General features: G+C 59.9%; 18 protein-coding genes. 7 read left to right on the top strand and 11 right to left on the bottom strand.

Translation table 11 applies throughout. The features are described 5' to 3' along the window. The 6 genes from H6B31_RS05900 to H6B31_RS05875 form a co-directional block, all read right to left on the bottom strand. Positions 1-1,167 (bottom strand): cyclophilin-like fold protein, encoded by a 1,167-nt coding sequence (locus H6B31_RS05900; RefSeq protein WP_204897699.1) that lies wholly within the window; start codon positions 1,165-1,167, stop codon positions 1-3. Further along, complete coding sequence (locus H6B31_RS05895) at positions 1,164-1,880, bottom strand: DUF4405 domain-containing protein (protein WP_346014040.1); 717 nt, start codon at positions 1,878-1,880, stop codon at positions 1,164-1,166. Before H6B31_RS05895 ends, H6B31_RS05900 begins: the two co-directional genes overlap by 4 nt. Before the next feature lie 21 nt (positions 1,881-1,901). Continuing rightward, a complete protein-coding gene (locus H6B31_RS17680) occupies positions 1,902-3,074 on the bottom strand; it encodes a flavodoxin (RefSeq protein ID WP_204897698.1) in 1,173 nt (390 codons plus the stop codon). 57 nt (positions 3,075-3,131) lie between these two features. Beyond that, a complete protein-coding gene (locus H6B31_RS05885; RefSeq protein ID WP_204897697.1) occupies positions 3,132-3,677 on the bottom strand; it encodes a flavin reductase family protein in 546 nt (181 codons plus the stop codon). Between the two features lie 79 nt (positions 3,678-3,756). Then, positions 3,757-3,909 (bottom strand): tautomerase family protein, encoded by a 153-nt coding sequence (locus H6B31_RS05880; protein WP_204897696.1) that lies wholly within the window; start codon positions 3,907-3,909, stop codon positions 3,757-3,759. Between the two features lie 16 nt (positions 3,910-3,925). Continuing rightward, positions 3,926-4,777, bottom strand: coding sequence for an aldo/keto reductase (locus tag H6B31_RS05875; protein ID WP_204897695.1), 852 nt, complete (start codon positions 4,775-4,777; stop codon positions 3,926-3,928). Positions 4,778-5,345: 568 nt separating this feature from the next. Here H6B31_RS05875 and H6B31_RS05870 point away from each other — a divergent pair. Further along, the gene (locus H6B31_RS05870) at positions 5,346-5,987 is read left to right on the top strand and encodes an undecaprenyl diphosphate synthase family protein (RefSeq protein ID WP_204897694.1); all 642 of its coding nucleotides are present in this window, start codon (positions 5,346-5,348) and stop codon (positions 5,985-5,987) included. Between the two features lie 21 nt (positions 5,988-6,008). Here H6B31_RS05870 and H6B31_RS05865 read toward each other — a convergent pair whose 3' ends face one another. The 3 genes from H6B31_RS05865 to fba all read right to left on the bottom strand — a co-directional run bounded on the left by H6B31_RS05865 (position 6,009) and on the right by fba (position 9,439). Beyond that, the gene (locus tag H6B31_RS05865) at positions 6,009-7,331 is read right to left on the bottom strand and encodes a glycosyltransferase (RefSeq protein ID WP_243418874.1); all 1,323 of its coding nucleotides are present in this window, start codon (positions 7,329-7,331) and stop codon (positions 6,009-6,011) included. A 122-nt stretch (positions 7,332-7,453) separates the two neighbouring features. After that, positions 7,454-8,089, bottom strand: a complete 636-nt coding sequence (locus H6B31_RS05860; protein WP_204897692.1) for a helix-turn-helix domain-containing protein — start codon at positions 8,087-8,089, stop codon at positions 7,454-7,456. 381 nt (positions 8,090-8,470) lie between these two features. Further along, a complete protein-coding gene (gene fba / locus H6B31_RS05855; RefSeq protein ID WP_204897691.1) occupies positions 8,471-9,439 on the bottom strand; it encodes a class II fructose-1,6-bisphosphate aldolase in 969 nt (322 codons plus the stop codon). A gap of 145 nt (positions 9,440-9,584) precedes the next feature. On the opposite strand from fba, the gene H6B31_RS05850 reads away from it, so the two are divergent. Then, positions 9,585-10,826, top strand: a complete 1,242-nt coding sequence (locus tag H6B31_RS05850; protein WP_204897690.1) for a 6-phosphofructokinase — start codon at positions 9,585-9,587, stop codon at positions 10,824-10,826. 1,011 nt (positions 10,827-11,837) lie between these two features. On the opposite strand, the gene H6B31_RS05845 is transcribed toward H6B31_RS05850, so the two are convergent. Then, entirely contained in the window at positions 11,838-12,065 is a 228-nt protein-coding gene (locus tag H6B31_RS05845) for a helix-turn-helix domain-containing protein (RefSeq protein WP_204897689.1), read from the bottom strand. A 134-nt stretch (positions 12,066-12,199) separates the two neighbouring features. On the opposite strand from H6B31_RS05845, the gene H6B31_RS05840 reads away from it, so the two are divergent. After that, positions 12,200-12,652 (top strand): hypothetical protein, encoded by a 453-nt coding sequence (locus tag H6B31_RS05840; protein WP_204897688.1) that lies wholly within the window; start codon positions 12,200-12,202, stop codon positions 12,650-12,652. A gap of 81 nt (positions 12,653-12,733) precedes the next feature. Here the strand turns inward: H6B31_RS05840 and H6B31_RS05835 are convergent, their stop codons facing one another. Continuing rightward, on the bottom strand, positions 12,734-13,279 hold the full coding sequence (locus H6B31_RS05835) for a flavodoxin family protein (protein ID WP_204897687.1): 546 nt from the start codon (positions 13,277-13,279) through the stop codon (positions 12,734-12,736). Between the two features lie 128 nt (positions 13,280-13,407). On the opposite strand from H6B31_RS05835, the gene H6B31_RS05830 reads away from it, so the two are divergent. From H6B31_RS05830 to H6B31_RS05815, 4 genes are read left to right on the top strand one after another with little or no spacing between them, the layout of a single operon-like run. Continuing rightward, the gene (locus tag H6B31_RS05830; protein ID WP_204897686.1) at positions 13,408-13,770 is read left to right on the top strand and encodes a winged helix-turn-helix transcriptional regulator; all 363 of its coding nucleotides are present in this window, start codon (positions 13,408-13,410) and stop codon (positions 13,768-13,770) included. Next, positions 13,767-14,465 carry a VanR-ABDEGLN family response regulator transcription factor gene (gene vanR / locus H6B31_RS05825; RefSeq protein ID WP_204897685.1) on the top strand — a complete coding sequence of 233 codons (699 nt, stop codon included), beginning with the start codon at positions 13,767-13,769 and terminating at the stop codon, positions 14,463-14,465. Before H6B31_RS05830 ends, vanR begins: the two co-directional genes overlap by 4 nt. Then, the gene (locus H6B31_RS17675; protein ID WP_346014039.1) at positions 14,458-15,591 is read left to right on the top strand and encodes a sensor histidine kinase; all 1,134 of its coding nucleotides are present in this window, start codon (positions 14,458-14,460) and stop codon (positions 15,589-15,591) included. Before vanR ends, H6B31_RS17675 begins: the two co-directional genes overlap by 8 nt. Then, on the top strand, positions 15,584-16,309 hold the full coding sequence (locus H6B31_RS05815) for a GNAT family N-acetyltransferase (protein WP_204897684.1): 726 nt from the start codon (positions 15,584-15,586) through the stop codon (positions 16,307-16,309). The genes H6B31_RS17675 and H6B31_RS05815 overlap by 8 nt, the downstream gene beginning before the upstream one ends. Positions 16,310-16,430: the final 121 nt, after the last annotated feature.

Genomic DNA, 16,430 nt, shown 5'->3' with positions numbered 1-16,430 from the left:
TCACCGGTTCCAGCCGCCCGCTGCCGCCTCGACCATAACAGCCACAGTACGGTCCAGTCCCTCCAGAAGTCCCGCTCCGGACTCCACCTGTCCCAGGGGGATCAAGGAGCTGGACGGGCGAAAATCCCGGTAGAAAAAGCAGAGATTGCCCCAGGGAATGTAGTAGCATAGGCTGCCCACATCCGGGTCGCACTGGTCCGGAGAACCGTCGCTAGGAATTTCTTCCGTCAGATAGGCTATTTTTTCGGTACTGTTAAAATCTTCAAAGGACAGCTCTATCGGCAGCATTTCGTACAGGGCTTCCGCCGCCGGGTTGTCGTTCAGCTGAACGATGATCTCAGAGCCATCATCCAGTGAAAACCGAATTCTTCGGGTACTCTCCATGGTATTTGTTTCCTCCTTTTGCGTTTGGCCGTTTCCGCCCTGGGGCAGTTCCAAATCCAGTCCCGCGATCCACTCCTGTACTGCGGACTGGGAAGCATCCACCTCCGGGCGGTAAACGCCGATGGGCTCCAGGATGGTCACATCCTCCGGCAGAGCGGCGGTCAGATCCCGGATGGTACTGGACAGTCCGCCGGTCCCGTGGGTAACAAAGGGCACCACCGTCTTTCCGCTCCAGTCGTATTCCTCCACAAAGGTCAGCACCGGCATGGGCAGGGTGTACCACCAGTTGGGGAAGCCCAGGAACACGATGTCGTAGTCCTCCATGTTGTCCACATGGGAGGCCAGGGCCGGCCGTGCGTTTTCCGCTTTTTCGTCGGCGGCACGGTCCAGACACTCGTCGTAGTCGCTGGAGTAAGGCTCCTCCACCACGATGGAGTGGAGGTCGCCGCCCACCTCCTGCTGGATCCAGGATGCCAGCTTGGCCGCGTTGCCGGGAGCCAGTACACTGGCGGAGGTAGTGGCGTCCACATCCACTCTGCTTGGGTCTTCCACCACGGTGTTGTCCGCCCAGGTGAAATAAGCAATCAAAATATTGCTGTTTCCAGTTTCCCCAGGAGATTGGGACGCCGACGGATCGGTATCCAGAGGAGTATCCGTTATCTCCTCCGCATTTTGACTGCTCTCCGGCACATCAGAGATGCTCTGTGTTGTGGGATTTCCGCCGCAGGCTGTTAGGGAGCAGAGCAAAGTAAGAAGCACCAGCAGTGCAACGGGGCGTTTCATGGCTTATCCTCCTCCGAGATTTGACTTTGGTGAGAGGTGTGTCCCGTCCGGCTCCGAAGTGCTTTGCCCAAGTAGTAAGACAATGCGATCCAAAGGCCCGTCATGGCCAGCAGATCCAGGAAGTACAGGACGGGCGGCTGCTCGTAGTCAAAGAATACAAAATGGCTTCTTAAAAAGAGATAGTCGGCAATTTGATGCTTGAAGAAGGCGTACACACCATAACCGGAGATCACGGCGGCCAGCACCCGGAGGACCGCAGTGCGGAGGGCAGAGGGCTTCCTGTTCCCGACCGCCTTCCGCGCCGCGCCCAGCATGATCCCCCAGTGGAGGCCCAGGTGGGCCGACAGCAGGAGAAATCCCCAATAGGCGCACAGCAGGTGCGCTGTCCTGGCCAGCCCCATATGACCCTGTGTGGGAAGGAAGTCGAATACATACTGGCTCATCCAGATCCCGCTGAGCATGGAGCCCAGCATACACAGAAGGACCAGCGGAGCGAGGGCGGTCTGCAAGACCCGGTAGGGCGTGTACTTCCCACGGTTCAGGGCCTTGAGCCATTTGAAGTTTAGAATGTGGTGAATGACGAACAGCACCAGCATCCCCGCCCCCAGCCACTCGTGGATTTCCTGTTCCGTGAGGAAGTAGGCCATCAGCAAGATCAGTACCACGGTCATCAGCAGGTCCACCATGTGGCGCACAGCTGTCTTATTTCCCACAGGCGGCCTCCTCTGTCCCAATCAGGCAGCCCGTCCGAGATCAAGGCCCAGGGAGTCCACCCACTGAGAGATAGTCTCCTGGGAGGCAGTTCCGCTGAACCGCTGACCCTCCAGCCAGGTTGCCCCATCTGTCAGGGCCTCCAGGTCGGACACGCTCCCACCGATGGAACTGCTGCCGGAGGTGCAGAAGGGCACGATGGTCTTGCCGTCGAAGTCGTAGGTCTCCAGGAAGGTGGAGATAATTTTGGGCGCGTCACCCCACCAGATGGGGTAGCCCAGGAAGACCACCTCGTAATCCTCCATATTCTCCACGCCGCCGGAGATGGCCGGGCGGGCCGCGGGATCATTCTGCTCCTGATTGGCGCGGCAATCCGAATTGCTGTAATCCAGATCTTCGGAGGTATAGGGTACTTCGGGTACGATCTCATAGAGGTCAGCGTCCAGAATGCTGGTCAGATGCTCCGCGATGTTCTCTGTATTGCCAGTGGCTGAGAAATAGGCCACCAGCACATCTGTGCCCGCCTCGGGGGTGGGTTCGGGAGCAGGTTCCGGCGACGGCTCCTCTGTCTGGGCCTGGTCATAGCGCATGAGGATCACGGCCACCTGGGCGCGGGTGGCCGTACCGTCCGGATCAAAGCGATTTCCGCCCACCCCGCTGATATAGCCGCTCTCCTGGGCCCAATTCACAGCGGAGGCCGCCCAGGACGCAATGTCGCTCTCGTCGGCAAAACTGGCGCTGCCTGCGACGGCAGGGCTCCCCGCATAGCGCCACAGGATGGCGGCCAGCTGCTCCCGTGTGAGAGGATCGTTGGGACCAAAGGCACTGTCGCTGTATCCGCTGACCACGCCGTTCAGCCGGGCCCAGTAGACCCCGTCGGCGTACCAGCTGTCCCCGGATACATCCGCGAAGGGATAGCCCAGGTTTTCATTCTCCAGAGAGGGGGACCCGGCCAGGCGGTAGAGCACCGTGACCAGCATCCCGCGGGTCATGGGGGTATCGGGAGAGAACGTGCTCCCGCCGGTGCCGGACATCAGACCGTTGTCCCGGCAGTAGGCGGCAGCCTCGGCATACCAGTCTCCGGCGTCTACATCGGAAAAGCCGGTGTCCGACTCAGCGGCAAGGGCCGTCACAGACAGCCCCAGGCATAGAATCAGGGCCGTCAGAAATGCGGCCATTCGTCTCAGTTTTTTCATGGGTGCACCATTCCCTTTCGTTTGATCAAAATCAGGGCGAAAATAAAATGCGGGTGTTTAACTCTCACTGAGCTTCATACATCTGCCCAGAACCTCGCCGGTTCTGAGATATTCATAGGTGGGCATCTCAAACAGCACCGGCTTGAGAGCCCAATAGTTGATTCTGCCGTCCTCTGTCAGCACGCTCTCATCGGCATAGGTTGCGGTAATTTTACAGATGAAGCTCTCAAACCCAGGGGTCTCATAGGTATCCTCCACCGTACAGGCCATGGCTACCGGGGCCTCGCCGATGATGGGTGCGCCGCCCGCCCCGATGGAGCAGGCAAATACCTGGCTCTTGTCCTCTTTATTTCCGCTGACACAGCCCACATGGTCGGCCTTTTTCAGCATGGCCTCATCCACGATATTGATGGACAGCGCCTTGTTCTCCCGAATGCCTCTGTTGCTGTAATGGGGAGCCGCCATACTGACCATCACCCGGTCATGCCCGATGATCCCCAGGTGGCCCACCAGGGTCCAGTTGGGTTTGCCGTCCACCATAGCTCCCACAACCACAAGGGGCGTGGGGTACAGGGCAAGCACCGGTCCGATATTCTTCTTCATAACAGATACCGCCTCTCTCCGGTCACACGCCGGGTTTTACATACATAATGTCATCCGGGAACTGCTCCATGGACTTCTGCTAGTCCTCCATGGGGATGTCCTGGATGGATACCGACACAAACTTGGGGTCGATCCCCAGCTCGCCCACCAGAAATTCCTGCGTCTTCTTGGCCAGGGCCAGTTTGGTCTCCTCGTCCCGTCCCGGGATCATCGTGATTGCTACATGCGGCATACTCACCGCCTCCTTTCTATTGTTCAAATTTGATTCCGTGCAGCCGGTAGATCTCATGGACACTAGGTACGTCCAGAATGAGGCTGTGCCCCAGGTCCAGAGCCTGGATCTGCACCATGTCCGCCGGGGAGAGCTGGAACCCGTCCACTGCAAAATTTTCCTGGATGCGCTGGGCGTGGATTGACTTTGGAATGGCTATGATCCCCTCTTGCCGCAGCCATCTAAGGACAACCTGAGCGGGCGTCTTGCCGTACTGCGCCCCGATGGCCAATAGAACCGGATGCTGAAAGATATTGTTCCGTCCCTCTGCAAAGGGCGCCCAGGCCATGGGCTGGATGTGATACTGTCCCATAAGATTCCGAAGCGCCCTCTGCTGACAGAAGGGGTGCAGTTCGATCTGGTTCACCGCCGGCAGGATTTCGTGGCTGAGGATCAAATCGCAGAGCCGGTCGGGCAGGAAGTTACACACCCCGATGGCCCTGACTCTTCCAGCACGAAAAAGTTCCTCCATGGCCCGCCAGCTGCCGTGGTAGTCTCCGTAGGGCATGTGGATCAGGTAGAGATCCAGGTAATCCGTTCCCAGATTCTTCAGTGTTCGGTCAAACGAACGCAGAGTTTTGTCATACCCCGCGTCCTGAATCCAAACCTTGGAGGTGAGGAATAGATCCTCCCGGACGATTCCGCTCTCCTGAACGGCCGCTCCCACAGCCGCCTCATTTCCATAGCAGGCCGCCGTGTCGATCAGCCGGTACCCGATCTGCAGAGCGGTCAGAACGCACTCTCTGCAGATGGCCGGGTCGGTTACCTGGAATACACCCAGTCCCTGCTGAGGAATTGCGGCTCCATGGTTCAACTGAATGGTATCCATGAAAATCACTCCTTCTGTCCCTGTCTCTTGTTTCTCCTGCATTCCGTCGCCATTCGGCCCCCTCTGGTTCCGGCGGGAGCGATTGTATGCCTACCGTCCCGCCGGGATGCGGCACGGGCGTGCAGATAAAATGTGTGCTCCGGAATACCTATATTTTAATAACTGGCTATTTAAAATGTCCAATACCTATGTTGGATGGAAAAACATGCACTTTTTGTATTTTTAAGCTTTGCCGCCGGAGGGCAGGAACACTCCGGACCTCCCCGCTCTCCTATGCCAGTCCACCTTCTGTATCAACAGAACTTGAGGTGTACACGCCGCCTTTGGGATAAAATGGCGCCCCCAAACGCGGTCCTTCTCAGCTTCCACGTTCGGGGGCATTCTATCGGCAGTTCAGTTTTTAGAATTTTATTTCAAGTATCCCGGCTGTTTTTTCCGCAGGCCTAAGCATCTCCGGCTTTTTATCGGCACCGGCTGAGCAAGTGCCTGGGGTTCCCGCTCTTATCGTCATGTTCCCTGCATAATTCTGGGGGCAAAAGAAAATCCTAGCAGGCAGGAAGGTGATACGATGCGGATTCCAAAGCACATCGGAATTATCCCGGACGGAAACCGGCGCTGGGCCAGGCGGGCCGGGCTGCCCAAGCAGGACGGCTACGCACACGGCCTGGAGCCGGGGCTGGAGCTGCTGCGGCTGGCCAGAGACGCAGGAGTCCAGGAGCTCACGTTTTATGGATTCACCACCGACAACTGCGGGCGGCCCCCGGAGCAGGTCCAGGCCTTCTCCCGGGCGTGCGTCCAGGCGGTGGAGCAGATCGCGTCGGAGCCGGTCTCCCTTCTGGTGACCGGCAACCGGGACGTGCCCGCGTTTCCCCAGGCGCTGCTCCCCTACACAACCCGGCGGGATTTGAACGGCGGGGGCATTCGGGTCAATTTTCTGGTCAACTACGGCTGGGAGTGGGACCTGGCCCGTCTGAACAACCCCGGCGTCCGCCGCGGAACCATCTGTGCCCAGCTCAATTCCCGGGATATCTCCCGGGTGGATCTGGTGATCCGCTGGGGTGGAATGCGGCGCCTGTCCGGCTTTCTGCCGGTACAGTCGGTCTACGCAGATTTCTTTGTGGTGGACCGGCTCTGGCCCGATTTTCAGCCGGAGGATTTCTTCCAGGCCCTTCAGTGGTACCAGAAGCAGGATGTGACCCTGGGCGGATAGCCGCCAGCTCACTGGCGCTTCTTATTGCAGGACCCGCCGCATGTTTTCCTGGATCTTTCCGGACAGGTCGGAGTACCGCTCCAGATCCTCCCGGCTGAAGCCGGCGAAGCGGGCCTGGTCGTAGTCCTCCAGCCCCTGGGCAATGTCATCCAGAATGGGCTGGGCAGCGGGGAGCAGGGAGACCCTCAGCCGCTTCCCCTTTCCGGAGTCATCCTCCCCCTCTACGCTCCCCTCCGCCTGGATCAGGCCCCGGAGCGCCAGCTTCTGAAGCGGCAGAATCAGACCCACCCGGTTCACACCGGCAAAGTCGGCCAGTTCCTTCCGGCTGTTCATCTCCCCCGCGCACCAGAGGCACAGCAGCACCCGCACCTCCACTCCGGTGAGATCGTGCTTTTGAGCCGCCGGCTCCAGATAGTGCTCCAGCAGCTTCCGGCTCCGGTAGGCATCGGCTGCCGCCCCCTGGGCGGACACCGCCCGGGCGCAGACGGTGGGCCGCTCGTCCCCCAGCTTCTTCAGGCTGGGCAGCAGGCTCTCGTCCCCCGCCGCATCCACCAGAAAGCGGTACACCTTCAGCCGGTTTTTCTCATAATCCCTCTCGTCCAGTACATGCTTGTAGAAGTCGTTGTAGTATTCAAACACCCTCAGCTTCATGCGGATGACGTTGGGCAGGTTCATGCTCTGGGACACCAGGGACCCCTTGGTTTTCACATAGTAATAGATGGGGGCGCGGAGGGCCGCAAAGGTCTCGGCGTGGAGAATATACTCCAGATTGAACAGGAAATCCTCACACCAGCGCAGGTCCTCATTCATGCGGAGACGGTACTCCTCCACGATTTTCCGGCGGAAGAGCTTATTCCACAGCACCCCATAGTAGTAGTCGGCGGGGTTTTCCATCATATAGGAGGCAAAGGTCTCCCGGGACATGACCCCCTCCTCGTCAATCTCCCCCTTGTGGGAGACCCGTTCCCCGGACACCCGGTAAAAATCCGCAATCACCAGGTCGCACTGGGTCTCCTGGGCGGTGCGGACCAGCAGCCGGGTGGCGTCCGGGCTGAGCCAGTCGTCGCTGTCCAAAAACTGAAGGTATTCCCCCCGCGCCTGATCCAGCGCATCGTTGCGGGCGGCGGAGACTCCGGCGTTGGCCTTGTGGATCACGCGGACCCGCGGGTCCTTCCCGGCGTACTCGTCACAGATGGTCCCGGAGTCGTCCTGGCTGCCGTCGTCCACTAAAAACAGCTCAAAATCGGCATACTCCTGCTTCAGAACGCTGTCCACACAGCGGCGGAGGGTTTTAGATGCGTTATAGACAGGGATGATGATGCTCACCATAGGGGTTTTCGACAAGGGAAAGCGCCTCCTTACAGAACAAATCATGGAAATATCATGGGGATCAAAACCGCCCGCCCCGGCAGGTCGGACGGTAAAATTGTAGCATGATTTTTCCCCCATGGCAAGGCGGCGCGGTCTTAGGGCCGTTTTCCCCAGGGCAGGCCGTAGTGAAGGCGTAAAGTCTTAACGCTTTTCACCATACATACCACCGCGGCCAGCAGCCCCAGCAAGATTTCCCACCCTCCGGGGACCCACGCAAGGAGGTAGGGCAGTGCAAAAGCGCAGGCCATCACCAGCAGGTCGGATTCCAGCAGAGCCCGTCTCTCTCCTCCCTCCTGGATGTAACGCCAATTCAATCTCCAGGTCCAGACCGCCAGAGCCAGCGCCGGGACCAGCAGCCACGGTATCGGCACCGTAGACCCGCCGGTCTCCAGCTGCTCCAGGCGGTACTGGTGGAACAGGGCAAACAGCGTCAGCCAGAGCACCCGGCACAGGACTCCCTTCCCCACCGCCGCCTGCCGCTCCTGCAGGCTCCGCTCCGCCCGGCGTACCGCCGGGGTATCCGCCTCCTGTTCACACTCGTCCCGGAGCAGATAGTCGGTGGACACCCCGAACAGGCGGCTGGCCGCCAGCACGTTCCCGGTATCCGGCGCCACCTCTTCCAGCTCCCAGCGGGAGATGGCCTGCCGGGACACCCCCAGTTCCTGGGCCAGGGCCTCCTGGCTCATCCCCCGCTCCTTTCGCAGCCGGTACAGCTTTTCTCCAAATGTCATGGCTCATCGCCTCCTTGTCCTCACATTTTAGCCGAAAAGCGGAAACTTGGCCACCACACAGAGGTGGAACTGCCGCAACCAGAAGTGGAATCTGCTTTTCCCACAAAAAAGGAGCGCCCGAGGGCGCTCCTTGAAGGCCGTCGAAAAAGTGGCAGAGCCACTTTTTCGAGTTAGGCTGCACGAAATTTTTACCTCGATTTCTTACGAAATTGTCGGCAAAAATTTCGTGAAAGGTGTCATTTCCGAGGCGCATGTCCTCGGAAATGACAGGATTTCATCTTATTCCGTCGTCTGCGGACGACGAAACTCCTTGCAGGAGGGCTTTTCGACAAGCTGAAAGGAGCGCCCGAAGGCGCTCCTTGAAAGTCATACTGGATAAAATTATGCCTTGCCGTCGCAGCCCAGCACGTCCACGATCTTGTGGGCGACCAGCTCCTTAATGGCGGCCCGGGCGGGCTTGAGGTACTCGCGGGGGTCGAACTTGTCGGGGTGGTCGTTGAAGAACTGACGGATGGTGCCGGTCATGGCCAGACGCAGGTCGGAGTCGATGTTGATCTTACACACCGCGCTCCGGGCGGCCTGACGCAGCTGCTCCTCGGGGATGCCCACGGCGTCGGGCATCTTGCCGCCGTTCTCGTTGATCATCTTCACGAAGTTCTGAGGCACGGAGGAGGAGCCGTGGAGCACGATGGGGAAGCCGGGCAGGCGCTTGGTGACCTCCTCCAGGATGTCGAAGCGCAGCGGAGGGGGAACCAGCTCGCCCTTCTCATTGCGGGTGCACTGATCGGCGGTGAACTTGTAGGCGCCGTGGCTGGTGCCGATGGCGATGGCCAGAGAGTCGCAGCCGGTCTTGGACACGAACTCCTCCACCTCCTCGGGGTGGGTGTAGTGGGACTCCTCGGCGGAGACCTTCACGTCGTCCTCGATGCCGGCCAGAGCGCCCAGCTCGGCCTCTACCACCACGCCGTGGTCGTGGGCGTACTCCACAACCTTCTTGGTGATCTCGATGTTCTCCTGGAAGGGCTTGGAGGAGGCGTCGATCATGACGGAGGTAAAGCCGCCGTCAATGCAGGACTTGCAGGTCTCAAAGTCGGGGCCGTGGTCCAGATGCAGCACGATGGGGATGTTGGGGCACTCGATGGCAGCGGCCTCCACCAGCTTCACCAGGTAGGTGTGGTTGGCGTAGGCACGGGCGCCCTTGGACACCTGAAGGATCAGGGGAGCATTCAGGTCCCGGGCGGCCTCGGTGATGCCCTGGACGATCTCCATATTGTTGACGTTGAAGGCGCCGATGGCGTAGCCGCCGTCATAGGCCTTCTTGAACATTTCAGTGGAGGTAACTAATGGCATAGTGACCATCTCCTTGTAAGTTTTTTACGTCTCATATTGTACCATTGTGGATTGAAAAATACAAGGGTACGTGGTATGATTTGTAAGAGAAATTTAGGTAAAACTAATTTTGGGTATCTCAACAACACTTTAGGAGGAACTAAACATGGAAAAACTCACCGGCGCATGCATCATTGGCCAGTCCGGAGGCCCCACTGCCGTCATTAACGCCAGCGCTCAGGGCGTCATCCAGACCGCTTTGAAGGCGGACTGCATCACCCGGGTGCTGGGCGCCGCCCACGGCATCAAGGGCGTTCTGGAGGACAAGCTGTACGACATGTCCCAGGAGGACCCCGCGGAGCTGGACCTGCTCCAGTACACCCCCTCCTCCGCCCTGGGCTCCTGCCGCTATAAGCTGGCCGACCCCGATGTGGACGATACCGATTATAAGCGCATTCTGGAGATTTTTGAGAAGTACAATGTGCGCTACTTCTTCTACAACGGCGGCAACGACTCCATGGACACCTGCAACAAGATCTCCAAGTATATGCAGAAGGTGGGCTATGAGTGCCGCATCATGGGCGTGCCCAAGACCATCGACAACGACCTGAACGGCACCGACCACTGCCCCGGCTTCGCCTCTGCCGCCAAGTATATCGCCACCTCCTGCGCCGAGGTCTGGCAGGATGCCCACGTATACGACACCGGCATGATCACCATTATCGAGATCATGGGCCGCCACGCCGGCTGGCTGGCCGGTTCCGCCGCCCTGGCCTCCCTCACCGGCTGCGGCCCCGACCTGGTGTATCTGCCCGAGACCGACTTCGACATGGACAAGTTCCTCTCCGACGTGAAGGCCGTCTATGATAAGACCGGCAAGTGCATGGTGGCCGTGTCCGAGGGCATCCACTACGCCGACGGCACCTTCGTGTCCGAGGCCAAGACCTCCGCCACCGACGGCTTCGGCCACGCCCAGCTGGGCGGCCTGGCCGCTCACCTGGCTGAGACCGTGAAGCAGGCCACCGGCGCCAAGGTCCGCGGCATCGAGCTCTCCCTGCTCCAGCGCTGCGGCTCTCACCTGGCTTCCAAGACCGATGTGAAGGAGGCCTGGCAGGCCGGCGCCGCCGCCGTCAACGCCGCCGTGGAGGGCGTCACCGACAAGATGGTGGCCTTCAAGTGCACCCGCGAGGGCGGCTACACCTGCGAGACCACCCTGGAGCCCCTGGACATCGTGGCCAACTTCGAGAAGAAGGTCCCCCGCGAGTGGATCAACGAGGCCGGCAACGGCGTGAAGCAGGAGTTCATCGACTACGTCCTGCCCCTCATCCAGGGCGAGACCGACGCCCCCAAGGAGAACGGCCTGCCCCGGTTTGCCCGGCTGAAGAAGGTTCTCACCACCGAGATGTAATTTTCTCCCTCGATTGCAAAAGACGGAGCGCTGCGGCGCTCCGTCTTTTTGTTTTATGTTTCAGGGGGGATTTTGCCTCTGCCTCGTCTTTTCGCATCCCCGCCGCCCTTGTTTCGTTCGCAGGGGAGTTTCGCCGCCTGCGGGCGGCGAGTTACTTTGCCCATGGCGGCAAAGTAACCAAAACGCCACCGGGGACGGCTCCGATGAGCACTTCGTGCTCATAGTCGCCTTTCCCCGGACCCCATTACGGGGGACGCGTACTTGACAGTCTCAGGAGCATTTCCGGCGCGCAAAATCTGAGTGGCGGTTTGCGTATCCTCCCGGCCCACTGGGGCCTGACTGTTCCAAAATTGTAGTCAGTTCGGTTCTCGTTCCGCGCCTGGCTTTGCCTAGCTAACGCCGGTAAAACTAGCCTTCCCCTGGGGGAAGGTGGCTGGCCGAAGGCCAGACGGATGAGGGGAAAGGTCTCCTCGCCCTCGCTTGTAGGGGCGGCACACCGGCCTACCCGAAAGCCTTCTCCCTCCCAGGGAGAAGGTGCCGAGCGCATGCGAGGCGGATGAGGGTGGGTTCCGAAATAGCAAAATCCCTCCCGCGGGCCGGCCAGTGTCCGGCCCCTACGAAAGGACAGGATGCTTCCGCATCCGCAGTAGGGGCGGGTGTCCTCACCCGCCCGCTCTGGAGGGATTCTCCCTTTGTAGGGCGCGGCCTCCCGGACGCGCCGTTCTGAATCGCCGCCGAGAAACGCCGTAGGGGCGACCCTTGCGGTCGCCCACTGTGGGAGAAGCCGTTCCACCCGTAGGGGCGGCACACCTGGGCCGCCCGCACCTCATCCGTCACGGCCTTTGGCCGTGCCACCTTCCCCTAAAGGGGAAGGCCGGGGATACGCATTTTCAAAAGCCTTCCCCTTTAGGGGAAGGTGCCCCAGTGCGCACACTGGGGCGGATGAGGGGACATATACCCGCCAGCTCCATAATGAAAGAGGACGGACCCACAGGTCCGTCCCTACAAATTTCAATCCTCAAATAGTTTGGACACCGGTACCTCCAAAACCTCAGCCATTTTAAACAAAGTCTCCATAGAAACCCCGAAAGCCCGGGTCGGACTTTCAATCTTGGCTACAAAGGACCAGGATTTCCCGATTCTATCCGCAAAATCCTCCTGCGTCATGCCACGCAGTTTTCGATAATATTGGATTTTAAGACCAAAACGAATATATTGCTCGTAATACTGCGTTTCCATGCACACACCTCTTTGTGTTAAAGGTTAGCATGTACTTGTCAAAATATTTATGGATTTATATTGTTATTTACAGCAATATAATGATATAATTAGATATTCTTCTTGTATGCACGAGAGAGTTAGGGGGACTTTTAATGGGACACACCTGCTTTTTCATCGGCCACCGGGAGACCCGCGATTCCATCTTCCCCGCCCTGGTTCAGGCGGTGGAGCGGCACATCGCCGAGTATGGGGTAACCGAGTTTGTGGTGGGACACTACGGGAATTTTGACCGTCTGGCCGCCCGGGCGGTTTTACAAGCAAAAGAGCGCCACCCGCAGGTGACGCTCTTTCTGCTTCTCCCCTACCATCCCGCCGGCCGGCCCACCCCCGCCCCAGAGGGCTTCGACGGCACCTTTTATCCCCCCGGCATGGAGCGTGTGCCCAAGCGGGCGGCCATCGTCCGGGCCAACCGGTACATGGCGGACCACTGCGACTTTCTCATCGCCTATGCCTGGCATCCGGCCAGCAGCGCCCGGGAGCTGGTGGACTATGCCAAACGGCGGTCCTCCGTCCGCATCTGCAACTTGGCCAGTTCGGCCCGCTGACCGGACAGAATTCGCTCCGGGACAGCAACCCGGGGAAAGGACCTCTCATCCTTCCCCCGGCTATGTACCGCACCTGAAGATTTAAATTTTCTCCGCCAGGGCCGCCGCCTGCTTACAGCCGTCGGTCTTGTCGATGGCCCCCGCCTCCAGCACGCCGGGGACCAGCACCTCCCCTACCATGTTCCACTTTAAGAGGGCGGCGGTGCGCTCCATGGGCACCCGGACCCCGTCCAGCACGGTCATATCCTCCTCCTCACAGCAGGCGATGAGGGCGCACTCCTTGCCGGCATAATCCATGCCGCCCACCACCAGGGAGTACAGCTTGTCGATCACCGCCTTGATCTGGGACGGGATGGAGTACCAGTACACCGGCGTGGCGAAAACCACCGCGTCGGCCTCCAGAATGGCCGGGGCGATGGTGTTGAAGTCATCGTCAAAGGAGCAGGCCTTCCCGGTCTTGAAGCAGGTCTCGCAGGCATGGCAGCCGGCGAGCTTCTTGTCCGCCGCGTCAAAGCGGGTGACGGTGTGTCCTTTGGCTTTGGCAGCCTGGATAAAGGCGTCCACCATAGCGAAGCTGTTGCCGTTTTTCCGGGGACTGCCGGTAATCACTACAATTTTCTTACTCATAAAAAGTCCTCCCTTGCGGATTAAGATGGCGATTGACTTTCTTCCCGTCATCACTATAATCATAATCAGGATAAAATCAAAATACAAGTACGCACATTTAGGTACAATACTTACCTGGAGGAAAGCTTATGGACAATCCCTGTATTTCCGGCGCATACCTAGGGACCACTGGATTTAGTTATACTCTCTCCCTCATCAACGGCAAATACAAGATGCCGGTGCTCTATACCTTGATGAACTATGGGACGGTGCGCTTCAATGAAATCAAGCGGTATATCGGCACCATTTCCTATAAAACGCTCAGCACCACATTGAAGGAGCTGGAGGCTGACCAGCTGGTCCACCGGGAAGAGTATCCCCAGATTCCGCCCAAGGTGGAGTACAGCCTGACGGAGCGCGGAAAGTCTCTCATTCCCATTCTGGAGGGAATGTGCGCCTGGGGCGGCGAACACCGCTTGCCGTCCCTGGAAACCCCAGAGGAGCAGCTATGAGCACCGACATTTTAGTAGTAGACGACGAGGCGGCCATCGCCGACCTGGTGGAGATCTGCCTGAAAAACGAGGGCTACACCGTCCACAAGTTCTATACTGGAAAGGAGGCCCTCTCCTGTGTGGAGAGCACCCACCTGGACCTGGCCATTCTGGACGTGATGCTCCCGGACGTGGACGGGTTCACCCTGTGCCAGAAGATCCGGGAGGACCACCTGTTCCCCATCCTCATGCTCACCGCCAAGATGGAGGACATGGACAAGATCATGGGGCTGACCCTGGGGGCGGACGACTACCTCACAAAGCCCTTCAACCCCCTGGAGCTGGTGGCCCGGGTGAAAACTCAGCTGCGGCGGTACACCCGCTACAACCCCTCCGCCCCCGCTGAGAGGGGTGATCCCCAGGAGTATGACTTCCGGGGGCTTCAAATTTCCAAACCAACCCACAAGTGCGTCCTCTTTGGGGAGGAGCTCTCCCTCACCCCGCTGGAGTTCTCCATCCTCTGGTACCTGTGTCAGCACCGGGGGCAGGTGGTGTCCAGCGAATCCCTCTTTGAGGCGGTGTGGGGGGAGCGGTACTTTGAGAGCAACAACACCGTGATGAGCCACATCGCCCGGCTGCGGGAGAAGATGCACGAGCCCAGCCGGAAGCCGAAATTCATCAAGACCGTTTGGGGGGTGGGGTATACCATTGAGTAAGCAAAGACAAATGGGCGGCGGCCAGAGGCGCTTCCGCCGCTCCACCCTCCAGGCCTGGGGCTACTACCTGCTGGCCCTGACGGCCTGGGTGACCATTGTGCTGGTGGTCAGCGTGCTGGGCTTTATTATCTGCCGCAGCCTGATCTGGTACGAGACCAACCCCCTCTACCATCTGCTCAACTGGGTGCGGGACTATTACTTCTTTGTGTTTGCCTTTGTCATTCTGGTGGGGTGGGTGGTCATCAGCTACTACTTCATCGCCCGGCCCAACCAGCAGCTCCAGGCCCTCATTGAGGCCTCTGGTCAGCTCTCCCAGCCGACGGAGGAGCCCATCCGCCTCCCTCCTGCCATGAAGAGCGTGGAGGACCAGCTGAATCTGGCCCGGGAGGAGGCCCTCCATGCCCAGCGGACCGCCCGGGAGGCGGAGCAGCGGAAAAACGATCTGGTGGTCTATCTGGCCCACGACCTGAAAACGCCCCTCACCAGCGTCATCGGCTATCTGACCCTCCTGCGGGACGAGCCTCAGATCTCCCCGGAGCTGCGGGCGCGGTACACCGGCATCGCCCTGGACAAGGCGGAGCGGCTGGAGGACCTGATCAACGAATTTTTCGACATCACTCGCTTCAACCTGAGCCACCTGGAGCTGGAGAAGCAGACGGTGGATTTAAGCCGGATGCTCCAGCAGGTGGTCAGCGAGTTTGAACCCATGCTCGCGGAGGAACAGCTCACCTGCACCCTGGACCTGCCGGCCCGGATGGACTACCCCTGCGACCCGGACAAGCTGGCAAGGGTGTTTGACAACCTGCTGCGCAACGCCTGTCACTACAGCACGCCGGGGACGGAGGTTCAGATCTCCGGGGCGGAAACCGACACATCTATCGTTCTCACCTTCCACAACGAGGGGAGGACCATCCCCCCGGAGAAGCTGGAGCGCATCTTCGACCAGTTCTTCCGCCTGGACAGCTCCCGCGCCACCCGCACGGGGGGCGCGGGCCTTGGCTTGGCCATCGCCAAGGAGATCGTGGAGCTCCACGGGGGGACCATCTCCGCCCGGAGCTGGGACAACCAGGTGGAGTTCCAGGTCACCCTGCCCAAGGCGGGACGGGAGGGGGATTTCCATGGATAGCGCCGCCCCCCTGTTCGCCGGGTGGAGGGAGACCATGGTGTGGACCTGCCTCCAGGGCCATATGGGCTCGGTGGCCACCGACGGGCGCACGCCCCCGGAGAGCGCCCTGTGCGCGGTGGGGGACTTCTGTTTTCTGGCTGGGAAGCCCGACCCGGAGCTGGCCCGCCAGGCCGACCGCCCCATCCTGGTCCCCCGCACCCCGGACTGGGAGCCTGTGCTCCGGTCTGTTTTTGGTGAAAAGGTGTCTCCCTTTACCCGCTATGCCATGGATGGGCCGGGGGAGTTTGACCGGGAGCGGCTGGCCGCATACGCCGCCGCCCTGCCGGAGGGGTACGCCCTCTCCCCTATCCTGCCTCAGCACTACCCCGTTCTCATGGGACAGGCGTGGTCCAAGGACCTGTGCGGCAACTTCCGGGACGGGGACGACTTTGTCCGCCGGGGGCTGGGGGTAATCGCCCTGCAAGATGGGATTCCGGTGGCCGGAGCCTCCTCCTATACCATCCACGACGGGGGCGTCGAAATTGAGATCGACACCCGGCCCGACCAGCGGCGGAAGAGGCTGGCCCTCTCCTGCGGGGCGCGGCTGATTCTGGACTGTCTGGACCGGGGGCTCGTCCCCAGCTGGGACGCCCACAATCTGCCCTCGGTCGCCCTGGCGGAGAAGCTGGGGTACCGGCTGCGCACCCCCTATCAGGCATATCTTCTGAATTTGTATTAGGCTTAACACAGAAACCGGCCCGCCGAATCGGCGGGCCGGTTTCTCAGTCTGTCAAAGAACTCCTGTTTTCAAGAGATGAAAACAGGGATTTTGTAAGAAAAAGGGAAAAGAAAAGTGAAGG

The organism is Pseudoflavonifractor capillosus (assembly GCF_016899775.1).
GTDB lineage: Bacteria > Bacillota > Clostridia > Oscillospirales > Oscillospiraceae > Lawsonibacter.
The sequence above is the reverse complement of the archived record's forward strand: the minus strand, read 5'-3'. Positions and strand labels throughout refer to the sequence as shown.